Origin of the sequence: Bifidobacterium tissieri, from assembly GCF_002259645.1 — a bacterium.
GTDB lineage: Bacteria > Actinomycetota > Actinomycetes > Actinomycetales > Bifidobacteriaceae > Galliscardovia > Galliscardovia tissieri.
In genome coordinates this window covers 44,373-58,248 of record NZ_MWWV01000015.1, presented here as the reverse complement: position 1 = coordinate 58,248, position 13,876 = coordinate 44,373, and the positions used below count along the sequence as shown (strand labels likewise).

Below are 13,876 nucleotides of genomic sequence, written 5' to 3'. Positions count from 1 at the left end.
GGCGAGATGGGCGATAAACCGATGGGCAACGAACCGATGGGCGACGAGCAGCAGATCATTCACATTGGCGTGACGGGGCATCAGCATATTCCAGAGGAGGCTCGGGTGTTCGTCGAGCGTGGACTGCGTGAATTGCTGACGCAGTACGACGGCAAGCCCGTGGTGGGATTGAGTTCGCTCGCCGTGGGCGCGGATCAGTTGTTCGCCTCGGAGATTCTGCGCACCGGACACACCTTGAAGGCGATCCTTCCGTCGAGACGCTACGAGCGTACGTTCGACGAATCCGGATTGCGGTCGTTCCAGACGCTGGTGGGCAAGGCCCGGCAGGTGGTGACGCTGGGGTATGCGGAACCCTGCGAGGAGGCCTATTACGCAGCCGGCAAGCGTGTGGTGGATGACTGCGATCTGCTGGTCGCGTTCTGGGATGGCCAGCCGGCGAACGGCAAAGGCGGCACTGCGGATGCCGTGGCCTACGCGCATGAGGTCGGCAAACCGGTCACCGTGATCTGGCCCGAAGGCGTGCTGCACTGATGGCCGGCGGCAAGGGGTGGAGCAGGTTCGGCAAGACCGTCTGCCGAACCGTATGCGCGTCCGCAACGGTGATCGCACTGCTGCTGGGCACCTCCGGATGCGGCATCGAGATTCCGCAGGCCGTCCGCGACCTGCCGCAGTCGGCTCAGGAATGGGGATCCGATCTGGGGAACAAGGCCACCGATGCCGTCGACGGAGCCAAGAACTCCGCGTCGCAGTGGTGGAACGATCATGTTCAGGGACTGTTCGACGGCAATGGCAACGACGGCAATGGTGATTCGTCGTCGGGCAACGGATTCATGGATTTCCTCCGTGGATTGTTCGGCGGCACGGACCCGAATAGCAACGCGGATGGCAGCAAACCGAACGATACTGCCTCCCCCAGTCCCAACACCGACGATCAGACCGCTCAGCCAAACGACGGCGGCGATTCCTCCGATGCCGGCGGCAGCGTCAACGGCCAGTCCCCCGCACCGGACACCGGCCAATCCCAGCAGGCGCAACAGGCCGACGGCGTCCACACCCCGCTGCCCGGCGGTTACGCGTACATGCTGTTCTCAGCAAACAGCAATCAGCCGGCACTGACGGTCTCCTGCGAACCGATCCGGTATGCGTTCAGTGGTCCGGCGAGTGAGAATGAACGTGCCATGGTGAAGCAGGCGTTGGAGACGATCACCTCGGTGAACGGACTGCGGTTCCAGGAGGTGCAGCAGGTGGGCGACGGATCGTTCCAGTCGAACGGATCGCTCCCCACCCATACCGAGTTCAAATTCGAATTCCTCACCGCCGCACAGTATCCGGATTTCGACATGAACCGTACGCAACGCGTGCTGGGCAAGGCGCATCCGCAGGCCATTGCGCGCAACGACGAGGCGCCGATCATCTACTATGCGGACATCCGTCTGAATGAGGACTATTTCAAAACCGGCGGGGACAGCCGTCAGGGCGGTCAGCCGGTTGCCGTCGAGGTGATCGAGCACGAGGTGGCGCACGCCCTCGGCCTGGACCACACCGACTCCCCCGGATCGTTCATGAATCCGGTGGCCGACGCCACGCCGCAGCTGACCGACACGGATCATCAGGCGCTGAAGGCACTGGTTCGGGACTGTCCGGCCAGATAACGGTCCTCCACATTCGTTGACGTGACGGCGCGGTTCCGGGGTCGACCGCGCATCGCCACGTACAATCGAACTACATGAAGGATGATGCCTATGAGTACAGACCCGTATAGTTCACGATTTCCAGCGGATTCGCCCGTCCATATCCGTTCGCTTGACGATGTGATCGCATTGGTGCGATATCTGCGCAAGTCACGACGGGACCGGCCGACGGTCGTGGTTACGCATAAGAAGGATGGCGATCGACTCAGGATCGACCCGCAGGCACTGTTTGATGATTTCGACATCGACGTCGCCATCATCGACACGGCGGAAGCCGGATTTCAGTTCACCGATCGCATGGGCAGGGAACGGTCGGTGTTCGGTGGCGCGGTACGCATCTATCCCGGCACCTCACGATGGTGGAAACCCGATAATTACCGTGAGGCACGACTCATGCTCGACCATCAGATCACCGGCAAGGCGTTCTGCAACGATGTCCGTGGTGCCGTCGCCCGACAGATCGCGATCGAACAGCAGGAGCAGAAGATCCGGCAGAATCAGATGGTGATGAACGCGAGCGCGGGCGGTCCAACGATGACCGGCGGCAGTGGCGATGTACCCGGCAACGCCGCCGGTGCCATGAATGCTCCAGAATCGGACACGGTGATCTCAGACAGCACGAACATCACGAACACGGAATCGTTCGCGGTCTCCGAAACGGAGAACGCGGAGGGCACGTTGATCACCGCCGCGATCCGCGACAAGGCGGACGGTCTGGTGCATCCGGTGTTGGAGGATCAGGCCGAGGAACTGGCCGAATATCTCACCGATCCCGAGCGTCGTATCCCCGTGGTGGTGGCCACACGAACGTCGACCACGCATCTGCCGGTGTTCGACACCGAGTCCCTGGCCCGGGAGCTGGAATCTACGGCCATCGTGTTTGAACTGGACAATGCCAAAACCGCGTGGAATCTTACCGCGGCGCTGCCACCCGACGCGCAGGTGTATGGCGGCATGCTGCGCGCCTATCCGCCGAATCTCGAATGGGTGGATGATCCGGGACTGCTGGGCGGCCCGTATGGCGGATTCACCGATGAGCAGCGCAGAATGCAACGCCGGCAGCTCATCGATGACACGGTGGGCATGCTGGCCCACGCCTACTCCACGAACGCACCCGCCGTTCCCGAGCATACGGTTCCGGTCACGGCCACGGTGATCGGCGTGTATCCGCAGCGCGGCATCGCCCGGCTGGCATCCGGTGACATGGCTTCGGTGACGCTGCCTCCGGAGGCGGACGGCATTCCCGCCGATCATGTGCTGGCACGCGGTCAGGTGATCCACGGCGAGTTCAATCCGCGTGATCGCATGATCTCCGGTCTTGCCATTCGTCCTGGCAAGGACGCGATCGCGGATTATGCGGATGGTGACACCGTGCTTGGTCGTGTTGACACCGTGCGCATGGATTATTGCATGGTGACGCTCTACCCCGGCATGAAGATTCTGGTGGAGGCCAGCGATGCGTTGGGCGATGCGTTCGACGAGCACGAGGATCTGCGTCTGCTGCTCGACCGCGGTACCGTGCTGTCCATGCTGATCGTGGCACGCGGCACCGATCAGAACGATTGGCTTGTCTCGTTCGTGGAGGCGGACAAGGATCATATCCGTCCCGCCCCGTCGCTGGTCGAGGGCGGCCCGCCCTGGCTGAGCCCGGAGGATCAGGGGGCGTTGAAGCCTGGCGCGGACGAGCGTCAGCGTGCCATCGTGATCGATGCCGACACCGATGTGCGTGATCTGATTCCGGAGGATGCCGGCGGCGAGGCCGCGGAGATGATCATGACGTTGGCCGCGCAGATCGGCGAGGAGCAGCGTGCGAATCGGAAGATGTCCACCGAACTGCATGATCTGCGTCGGCAGAACGCGTCCCTGCGTGAGGATGCCATCAGTCAGCGGCGTGCCCGCATCTATCAGGGGCAGCAGTATCGAACGTTGCGCGGTCTGTTCCGTAATGATCGGGAACGACTCGTCTTCGAGCGTGACCGGTTCACCATGTGGATTCGCGAGGCGTGGGCGCTACGGTTCCCTGCGGCCGACAAGCCGCATCGGCGTCTGCCGGATACGTGGGATTACACGTCGGCGTTCTTCGATTCGTTGGAGAAGACGCAGATCAATCGTGATCGTGTGGTGGACGCCGCCCTTGAGGTGCTGACCGGCATCGCGCAGCAGTCGAAGTCACGGCAATGCCACCGTCTGCGTACCGGGTCGGGCGCGGAGGCGCCGTTCCGTATCGGACCGCACGGCGAGAAGGTGTGGCGCATCTATCTTGATCAGGGGCATTCGGCCCGTCGTCTGCACTATTACGAGGATGCACGGGGACAATTCACGTTCGCGTTGGTCGGTGTGCACGACGACGATCTGCGGTAGCTGGATACCAACCAAATGCCACGAATCACTGCGAATATCAATTGAAATACAAGTTGGGCGATGAGATGATCATGCCGATCTCATCATCGCCCAATTGATATGTGGTATACGTGATGTGCGGTCGCGGTTGCGATCACCGTTCGATGATCACTGCCCGATGATCACTCCTCGATGCCCATGGCGGCAAGGCACCATGCGTTCTCGTAGGCGATCTCCTGCCAGCGCTTGTAGCGTCCGGTGACGCCGCCATGGCCGGCCTCCACCTCGATTTTCGCCACCGCATCGACCTCCACCTCGGGCTCCTGCAGACGGGCCAGCCACTTGAGCGGCTCCACATACAGCACGCGGGTGTCGTTCATCGACGTGGTGATGAACATGGCCGGGAACTGACGGGTGCCGAACTCCTGCTCGCGCTCGTCGGCGCTCTTTACGTTCTCGTACGGCGAATACTGCTTCATGTACCGATAGACCTCGGCGTTGTGCAGCGGATCGCCCCACTCATCCCATTCGGTCACGGTCAGCGGCAGCGATGTGTCGAGAATCGACGTGAGCGCGTCCACGAACGGCACGTCCGCCTCGATGCCCGCATACAGCTGCGGAGCCATGTTCGCCACCGCACCCATAAGCAGACCGCCGGCGGAACCGCCGTTCGCCACCGTACGCTTCGGATCGGCGATGCCGTTGCGCTGCAATGCGGCCGTCACGTCGATGAAATCGATGAACGTGTTCATCTTGTTGAGCTTGCGACCCTGCTCGTACCAGGCACGGCCCATCTCGCCGCCGCCGCGCACATGCGGTACCGCATACAGCACACCACGATCAAGCAGGCTCAGTCTCGGCACGGAGAAGCTCGGATCCGAGCTGATCTCGTACGCACCGTAGCCGGTGATGAACATCGGGGCCTCACGACGGTCATAGCGCGCCGACATGTCCTCCCACGAGAGAATCAGCTCACGCGGCGCTTCGATCAGCTCGTCGGTCAGCCCCTCCTTCGTGCCCTCAAGCGCCGGCACCAAACCACGACGCCACACCAGCGACACCGGCACATGCTCGCCGTCGCGCACACGCACCCACATGCGCTTCTCCGCGTAATCCGACGGATCGAAATCGCCCAGCACATGCGAGCGCTTGAGCAGCACATCGGTGTCGGTGACGGGATCGTATTCGTGCAGCTCGCCCGGCTGCGTATAACTCACCGTGGTGTAGCGGATGCGCGGCGCATCATACGACGGGTTGCCGCTCATACCGATCGAATACAGCTTGCCGGGCACACGCGGCACGATGCCGCCGAATCCCCACGGGCGTCCGGCGAGGAAATCCTCCTTGGCCGCGTACTTGGGCATCACGGCCAGCTGCGGCAGACTGTTCGCACGGTACGACAGCGCCACGAAGTTGCGATACATCGCGATGCCTTCGATGCGCAGACCCTGCACGCCCTGCAGAATCTCCGGATTATCGGAGATCTCACTGAGCGAACTGACCGACTCATACCGGATCGCGCGCGTGGCCGGCGTGAACTTGCGGCCCTGCGGCGGCTCGCAGCCCGCCGGCGAACCCTGCGCCACACGCATGCCCTCGCCAAGCGTGTACGGCGGCTTGTGCGCGCGCATGTCGATCACATCGATCTCGAAGTTGGGGTTCCTCACGTTGTGGATCACCAACGCCACCGGAATGTCACCGCCATCGTCCTCGAACCGGGCGAAGCTCACATCGTATTCCACGCCGGGCATACGCTCGATGAACGGCTGGAACTCGCCTTCCGGATCGGTCACCGGCAACATCAGCACCTCGGACGTGGTCTTGGAACTCGATTCGATGATGATCTGCTCCTCATCGAACGACGTTCCCACGCCCACCCAGAAGCGCTCGTCGGGCTCGTTGTACACCTGCACGTCCTGATCGGCGGGCGTGCCCACACGATGACGCCACACGCAATACGGACGCCAGGCGTCGTCCACGCGAGTGTAGAACAGCCACTTGCCGTCCGGCGTAATGCAGCCGCCGCCCGACACCTCCGTGATCACCTCGGGGAAATCCTCCCCGGTCTGCAGATCACGGACGCGCAGATCGTACCGTTCGTCGCCGGCCGTATCCACGCTGTACGCGAGATAACGGCCGTCATGGCTCAGATCAAGCCCGCCGACGCTGAAGAAATCATGCCCCTCGGACTCAGCGTTGCAATCGAACACGATCTCCTCGCCACCCAGCGCATCGCCACGCATGACGGACGCGCTGATCGACGGCGGATCCCAGTCATCTTCGCCGCGAATCGGCACCCTGCACTGGATGCCGTATTGCTTGCCCTCCTCGGTGCGTGTGAAATACCAGTAGCCGTTCATGCGCGTGGGCACCGACATATCGGTTTCCTGCACGCGGGTCTTGATCTCCTCGAACAGCGTGCCACGCAGCGTTTTCAAACCGGCCATGCGGCGCTCGCAATAGTCGTTCTCCTCGGCCACGAACTTCTGCACGCGTTCGGAATCCTTGTCGCGCATCCACTCGTACGGATCGTTGAACGTCTCCCCCTGCGCGTTGCGCAGCTTCGGCTCCTTCACCGCCTTGGGAGGCATCAGTCCGGTGATATCCGACCAAACATTGTCAACAGTCATAAATTTCAGTATCTCACTTAATTCGCAGGATTGTGACACTCACGTCCACGATAGGCTATGGGCGATCACCACGTATCAGGTCATGCCAGGCAACGGACATGACGGCTACAGAACTTACTTGAACAGGTTGCGCAGATACGGCAGCATCGTCTTCATCAGATTCACGCCGTTGAGGCCGTAGAACACCGGAACGTCGGTTACCGGTGTGGGCCGCGATGCGGTCACGCCCGTCACTCGCTGCAGCGGGCGGCCGGATTCGCCGGGAGACAGCTGGCGAATGCCGATGGCGATCACACGACCGGGGTATCGACGGGCGATCGTCGCATACGTGGTCGGGTCCTTCTGCCCGTCGTCGCCGATCAGGATGAACCGCATACGCGGGAAGTCGGCCATCAGCTGTTCCACGAACTCGAGCTTGTGCTGCACACCGGTCGGAATGAACGTCTTGGGACGCGGATCGAGGTCACGCAGCAACAGCGGGCCTTCGGGGAATCCATGCTCGTCGATGAAATGACGGATCGAACTCTCCACATTCCACGGCGACGTCGACAGGTAGAAGAACGGCGCATCGGGGAACTGCTCGCTCAGCTTCGAATAGAACACCGACATCGACGGCACGGACATGCGTTTGCTCGGGTTCAGGAACAGCATGTTGTATACGGCCCGCCACAGTTTGGGAACCTGCGTGACCATCACGGTGTCGTCCACGTCGGAGATGATGCCGACCTCCGCGTCGGCGGGGAACGTGTACAACGGCGCATGGCAGGGACGGCGTCCGTCCACCACATACGACACGTCATGCACACCGGGCGTCAGATCGCGTTCGGTGACCAGATCGAGATAGCCCTGCACATCGGAAATGGCGTATTCGCTGCTCTTGGCGCGACTGTTGTCCACGGCGTCATAGGCTTCGGAGACGCCCACCTGCACGGTGCGCAGTTCGGTGTTGTCGATGCTGATGCGCACGCGGATGCCAGCCGCGGGAACCATGAATGCATTGCGGATGCCACGCTGCACCAGACCGGACACGCGGTTGATCGGCGCGTACACGGTGCGGCAGATCAGTCGGGAGTAGGCACCGGTGCCATAGCCCACGTAGGGTTCCACGCGCGGGAACCAGCCCATGCGTTTCACGATGGTCGTGGAGATGCGACTCCACAGGCCGAACGTGTGGGTGATGACGCGACGTGTGATACGCACGGCGAACGGCTTGATGTCGATGCGCTCATAGCGGCCCGCCGCGTCGAAGTTTGAGCTGGCGGGCTGCGCGATGATCGGCTCCTCGGAGCCGGAAAGCTGATCGGAGCGCCCGGAGTCGGGTTCTCCGATCGTCTTGGTGACGTCAGTCATGGGCCACCTTGGCGTATTCGTCCGCGCTGAGCAGATCGGGTTCGTCATCGTCGAGTTCGATCTTGACCAGCCAGCCCTCACCATAGGGATCGGTGTCAACGACGCTGGGATCGTCGTACGCCTCGCGGTTGACGTACTTGACCTCTCCGGCCACCGGGCTGATCATCGGCGAAACCGCCTTGGAGGATTCAAGCTGCACGATCTCGTCGCCGGCCTCGACGCGGGTGCCGACCTCGGGCAGATCCACGAACACGAGATCGCCGATCTGGCTTGTGGCGAACTCGGTGATGCCGAGCACCGCCGGGTCCACGGAATCATCGACCCACACGTGATCGTCGGAGTAGAGCAGATGTTCCGGAACGGCGATGTCCGCGGCGATGTCGCTTGCGGTCATTTCAGTATTCTGTTCGTCTGTCATACTCCCAGCCTACCGTCAGGCGGTTACCATTCGGTCATTGTCATGAATCGGCATGAATCGACATGGCGTCAGCGGACGGCGGAGGTGGGGGTGCTGCCCACGACCTCGACCATGCCGCCGATCGGCAGGAAGTCGTACACCCACTTAGCATCGTCGGTGCTCATGTTGGTGCAGCCATGCGACTTCGGCGTACCGCTGGCGATGCCGGCGACGTTCCACGGTGCGGCGTGGAAGCCCTCACCTCCGTTGTAGTAGGTGATCCACTGCACGTTCGGCGTGACATAGTCCTCGCCGCGCATGGTCTGCGTCTGGTACTTCAGCGAGGCGAAGAACGTACCCGTATCGGTGGGGGTGCTGGTCTTGCCGGTGGAGACGTTGAAGGTCTTGACGAGCGTGGTGCCGTTATAGGCGTAGGCCTTCTGCTCGCTCAGGTTGATCACCATGTGCGGATCGCCGTTTTCGACGTCGTAGTTGACCTGACGGGACTTGGTCTCGTGCTTGGTCACCTTGACGTCGGCCTTGATCTCGCCGCCGGTGCCGTTCTGCAGGGCGGTGAGCACCTGGGTCGCGGTGTTGTCGGTGCCGGACACCTCCACGCCATCCACGCCCTTGACGCTGGTGGTGATCACCGTGCCCTTGCTGTTGACGACGTTCTCCTCGGCCACGGCATCCTGCTTGAGTTTGTCGGGCAGGGTGCTTGCCAGATAGGACTTGATGGCATCCTCGTCGTAGGTCAGTTCGATGGTGCCCTTGGTCGGATCGCCGGTGGTCTTGATCCACTTGGCGATCTCGGAGGAGGGAATCGTGAAGCTCTTGGATGCGCCGTTGCCGATCACGATGTCGGAGTCGATGCGCTTGTTCGCGGCGGCGGCCGCGTCGGTGGCGGTCTTGTCGCTGATCGGGGCGGACACGGTTTCGGTGTCGATGGTCACGACCTTGGTAGTGCCCGGATCGGTGGCGAGCGCGTTGACGGCATTGACCACGCCGTCGATCGTCGGCGATTCGCCGTCGCGCGCTTCGGTGGCGATGAACCGGTTGTCGTCGGCGTTGTATTCGACGTTGGCGTTGACCACGCGGGCGTCGTCGCCGATGAGCTTGTCGGACAGATAGGTGCTCATGGCGAGCTTGTCGGTGGAGGTGACGAGGCCGACCTCGCTCTTGGAGAACGGGTTGACGGTGGACAGCGCGTTGCTCTTGGTGGCGGCAAGCAGCTTATCCACGGTCTTGTTCACGTCGACGGTCACGCCGAGCTCGGACAGCGATGCGGTGGTGGACGCACCCTTGGTGGTGGTCACCTTCACGGAGGAGTTCTTCACAGCGTTGTCCACCGTGGTCTTCAGTTCATCGGCGGTCTGGCCGGCGACCGAAATGCCGCCGAGGGAGACTCCCGGAGCGGCCTTGTCCTTGAAGTAGTGCTGGCCGCCGAACACGTAGCCGGCGAACAGCACGACGAGTGCGGCGAGAATCGACAGCACGACGATGAGTGCCACCGGCTTCTTCCTGCGATGCTTGACTGCGATGACGGCATCATCGGGGTCGCCGGCCGCGGCGAAGGCCGCACGTCCGTTGTCCGTCGGCGGCACCGTGCCGCCGTTCACTGGAGCGAAGGGGGATGCCGTCGCTGCGGCCGCCGTGGCCGAGGGAGAGGACGCGCTGAAGTTCATAGGGGTGAATGCCACGGTGGATGCTCCAGCAGCGGCACCGGATGCCATGGGAACGCCGGGGTTGCCAAGCGGCATCATGGTGACGGTCTGCGCCTCGTCGGGCGACGGGGCCGCGGCTGTGGGGAAATCGAAGGCCGAGTCCCCGGCGGACCCTGTGTATCCGAAGTCCTTGTCGTCAGTCATAATCTTCCATTTCTCGCGATCGATTATCGCGTCTTGCAACGCTGTCCACTATACCCGTCGAAATGACAACGCCGTTATGAACAATCTATGATCAATCCCACACTCGTCCCGCAGTGAACAGAGCCGTATGGCATGGGCGAACACTTACGAAACGCTTGCTGAAGGGGGTATGGGAATCGGCTGACAGTTCATGTCAGCTGAGCGGCTGACCGTACCATTCCTCGATCATGTATCGGGCGATGGTGGCTTTGCCCGGCACCTCGATCCTGCCGGTGATCATGGCGTTGGTGAACTCGTCGTGGGTGAACCACTGTGCGTCGCCGGTCTCCTTATGATCCACGCGAATCTCCGTGCTCAGGGCACGCGCCTTGAACGCCATCATAAGCGACGACGGGAACGGCCACGGCTGGGATCCCAGATATTTCACCTCGCCGAGCGTGATGCCGGTCTCCTCCTTGGCCTCACGACGGGCGGCATGTTCAAGGTTCTCGCCGGCCTCCACGAATCCGGCCGATGCCGAGTAGAGGTTGTTCCGCCATGCGGTGTTGTGCTGCAGCAGCACGCGGTTGCTGCCATCGACGATCAGCGTGATCACCGCCGGTTCGATGCGGGGGAACAGGATGCGGTTGCCGTCGGATTCGTTGGTGCAGCGCTGGGCCCAGCCGGCGAGCGCCGGACGGACCTGCGAACCGCAGCACGGGCAGAATCGCTGACGGTCGTGCCAGATGCCCACGGTGACGGCGCTGGTGGCCAGTCCGGCGTCTCGGGCGCTGGCGTGTGGCGCGAATCCGCGCAGATCCACCCAGTCGAAGATCTCGGCCGCACGGGCGACGGGCGATGCCGTCGATCCGTCAAAGGCGTGATCGGCGCCGATTCGGGCGTCGTCGGGCACCGTCTGCACCGCCCGGGTGATGTCCAGTGCCACATAATGCGTTCCGCTGGCCGACTCGGTGCGGTCGGTGCCGAGGAACATCGCGACGATGCCGTTGCGACCGCGCACATCGTCGACCACATAGGATCCGGGTACGAGCGCGGGACGGATCTTCGCCGACTCAAGATCGACCTTGGCGCCCTGTCCCTTCGGCACGGCGATCAGACCGTGGTTGACGAGCATCACGCGCGTGGCCGGATCGGCGAGCAATGTGTCGATCAGCCCCTCCTCACCGCGGCGGTCCACCTCGTAGTCGATGGTGCCTTGGGCAAGCGGCAGGAACGGCAGCGTCTGCGTAAGCGCCAGCGGGGAGAACGCCGAGAAGTCAGCCATGATTGTCGTAGTTTCCTTTCGTGAATATCACATAGTGGACGCGCGATGCTGCACGTCGAGAATCGCGCGGGCCACCACATCGGGCTTTTCCACGCAGGTGAAGTGTCCGGCGTCATACACCGTGGTGAACGCGCATTCGGTGCCGGTCATCTTCTCCAGCATGAGACGCATGCGATCGGGGGCACTGGACGGATCGAGCGTGCCGGACACCAGACCGGCGGGTACGGTGATCTTCGCGAGCTGCGGCGTCTCGTCCGGTCGTCCCGCGGCCATGCGCTGACGCCATGCCACGCCTTCCGGATGCTGTTCGTTGATCCAGCGCGTGAACAGGTCGATGAACGCCGGCGACTTCTTGAAATCGGAATCGTCCGGCTGCGGCTGGGCGAAGTGCATGACCGGCTCCACGGTGTGCTCGGTCTCGCATACGTTCGCGATGCGCAGACGGTTGGCGCGGGCCTTCGGACCGTCGCCCTCGGACTTGGTGTCACACAGCACCACGCCGGCCACCACCTCGGGATGCAGACGGTGCACGGCAAGCGTGAGGTATCCGCCCATGGAGATGCCCACCCACACGGCCTTGGTATGACCGGTGGAGAGGAACTCCTGAACGAACGACTCCGCCATGCGGTCCATGGCCTCAGGGTAGGCGCCGTCGTCGGCCACCGGGCCGGTCTGCTCGGCGGAGGGCACCGGGCACTCGCCGGCACCGGGCATCTCCAGTCCGTACAGCGCGAACGGGCGATCCTGCTCGCCCTCGCTGATCGCGCACAGCACGGATGCGCATTCGTCCCACACCCGATGATCGATCGGGAATGCGTGCACCAACACCACCGGCACGCCCTGATCCGCACCGGCGGCGGGTTCGCGATACGTCGTCCGCAGAATCGTCATGGTCATGATCGTTCAAGTCCTTCCCTTGGCCGTTGATTCGTCGATATATGTCGTGTTGTCGTGTGATCGCACGCGGCCGTGCCGTCAGCCGGCCCAACCGATGGCACGACGGAGGATCTCGCCATGTCCGCCGGCCATCTGCGCCATGAAGTCGGGACGTCGCACCTCGGCCGGGTCCACCCATTCGACGTCCAGCGTCTCGTCCTGCGGCTTGCAGTCGCCGGCGATCGGCACCACATAGCACAACGTCACCGCGTGCTGACGGGGATCGTAGAATTCGGAAACGCCCGGCGTGGGGAAGAACTCCGCCACGGTGAACGGCTGGAGGCTCAGCGGCAGCAGCGGCAGGGCGATATCGCCCAGATCCTTGGCGATGTTACGGGCCACCGCCTCGCGCAACGATTCATGGAACAGCACACGACCGCAGATCAGCGTACGTTCGATCATGCCGTCGGACCCCATGTGCAGCAGCGTGCCCACCTTGGAGATGCGGCCGAAGTCGTCGGCGCGCACCGGGACCACCTCCACGTACACGATCGGCATCTTGCCGCGCAGATCATCGATCTCCGCAGAACTCAGCCATCCCGGAGGATTGCTGCCATCGGAGCCGCGAATGAAATCATCGGGAGTGATGTTGTCGAACTCGCCACGGCGACGCGAGGCGTCGTAGTCGCCCTCGTCGGGCACTTCGTCATTAAGAACCGGCATGCCCACCATTATCAGCCCGCCACATGACCTTTTCATGACGACGGCCTTTGCAAACGCGACACGAATCGTGGGAAATCACGCAACGTGGAACACCCGTCGACGATCCTGCGCCATGAGCTTACCCACTGTCGTGTCGCGGTCCGCTATGAGATGCTGGTAGCGATTTACCCATTGATGTGCGGTTGCGCGCGGTCTTCCATCACAGAAAGCGATGCGGACGCGACGCACGCGATAGGAGGACGATTATGGCGACCCATGAGCTGACCACCGAAAACTTCGAAGAGACGATCACCAAGAACCCGCTGGTGTTCATCGATTTCTGGGCCACGTGGTGCGGTCCGTGCCGTGCATTCGGCCCGACCTTTGAAAAGGCTTCGGAGACCCACGACGACGTGTACTTCGCCAAGGTGGATATCGACCAGCAGCAGGGTCTTGCCCAGGCGGCCGGCATCTCCGCGGTGCCCACGCTGATCGCGATCCGCAACGGCGAAGTGGTGTTCAAGCAGGCCGGCGCGCTGCGTCCTTCCGATCTCGAGACGCTGATCGGCAAGGTGAAGGAGCTGGAGGACGCTCCCAAGGCCGAGTAATGCGAGCTAGACGACGTAGGCCCAGTTAGTCCGGGTAACGTCCGACGTTCACATATCCCGACGCATATACCACTTCCGGTGTGGCGACACGGTGTACGCCGCACCGGAATTTTTTCCCTCGTCATAACCGATCGGTAGAATATGGAGGCA

General features: G+C 62.6%; 11 protein-coding genes. 4 read left to right on the top strand and 7 right to left on the bottom strand.

Features of this window, described 5'->3' with window-relative positions; all coding sequences use genetic code 11:
* Positions 1–6 precede the first annotated feature (6 nt).
* From BTIS_RS09360 to BTIS_RS09350, 3 genes are all read left to right on the top strand, one after another.
* Positions 7–531, top strand: coding sequence for a hypothetical protein (locus BTIS_RS09360; RefSeq protein WP_211279451.1), 525 nt, complete (start codon positions 7–9; stop codon positions 529–531).
* Positions 531–1,652 (top strand): matrixin family metalloprotease, encoded by a 1,122-nt coding sequence (locus BTIS_RS09355; RefSeq protein WP_094664835.1) that lies wholly within the window; start codon positions 531–533, stop codon positions 1,650–1,652. The genes BTIS_RS09360 and BTIS_RS09355 overlap by 1 nt, the downstream gene beginning before the upstream one ends.
* Positions 1,653–1,742: 90 nt before the next feature.
* Positions 1,743–4,052 (top strand): hypothetical protein, encoded by a 2,310-nt coding sequence (locus BTIS_RS09350; protein ID WP_094664833.1) that lies wholly within the window; start codon positions 1,743–1,745, stop codon positions 4,050–4,052.
* Positions 4,053–4,213: 161 nt separating this feature from the next.
* Here BTIS_RS09350 and BTIS_RS09345 read toward each other — a convergent pair whose 3' ends face one another.
* The 7 genes from BTIS_RS09345 to BTIS_RS09315 all read right to left on the bottom strand — a co-directional run bounded on the left by BTIS_RS09345 (position 4,214) and on the right by BTIS_RS09315 (position 13,139).
* A complete protein-coding gene (locus tag BTIS_RS09345) occupies positions 4,214–6,661 on the bottom strand; it encodes a S9 family peptidase (protein ID WP_094664831.1) in 2,448 nt (815 codons plus the stop codon).
* Positions 6,662–6,775: 114 nt separating this feature from the next.
* Complete coding sequence (locus BTIS_RS09340) at positions 6,776–8,011, bottom strand: App1 family protein (protein WP_245819398.1); 1,236 nt, start codon at positions 8,009–8,011, stop codon at positions 6,776–6,778.
* Entirely contained in the window at positions 8,004–8,405 is a 402-nt protein-coding gene (gcvH, locus tag BTIS_RS09335) for a glycine cleavage system protein GcvH (RefSeq protein ID WP_094664827.1), read from the bottom strand. Before gcvH ends, BTIS_RS09340 begins: the two co-directional genes overlap by 8 nt.
* A gap of 92 nt (positions 8,406–8,497) precedes the next feature.
* Complete coding sequence (locus tag BTIS_RS09330) at positions 8,498–10,276, bottom strand: L,D-transpeptidase (protein WP_094664825.1); 1,779 nt, start codon at positions 10,274–10,276, stop codon at positions 8,498–8,500.
* Between the two features lie 193 nt (positions 10,277–10,469).
* Positions 10,470–11,540 (bottom strand): NAD(+) diphosphatase, encoded by a 1,071-nt coding sequence (nudC, locus tag BTIS_RS09325; protein WP_094664823.1) that lies wholly within the window; start codon positions 11,538–11,540, stop codon positions 10,470–10,472.
* Positions 11,541–11,567: 27 nt separating this feature from the next.
* Complete coding sequence (locus tag BTIS_RS09320; protein WP_245819397.1) at positions 11,568–12,437, bottom strand: alpha/beta fold hydrolase; 870 nt, start codon at positions 12,435–12,437, stop codon at positions 11,568–11,570.
* A 78-nt stretch (positions 12,438–12,515) separates the two neighbouring features.
* A complete protein-coding gene (locus BTIS_RS09315) occupies positions 12,516–13,139 on the bottom strand; it encodes a DUF4916 domain-containing protein (RefSeq protein ID WP_094664863.1) in 624 nt (207 codons plus the stop codon).
* A 245-nt stretch (positions 13,140–13,384) separates the two neighbouring features.
* On the opposite strand from BTIS_RS09315, the gene trxA reads away from it, so the two are divergent.
* Positions 13,385–13,726, top strand: a complete 342-nt coding sequence (gene trxA / locus BTIS_RS09310; protein ID WP_094664821.1) for a thioredoxin — start codon at positions 13,385–13,387, stop codon at positions 13,724–13,726.
* Positions 13,727–13,876 lie beyond the last annotated feature (150 nt).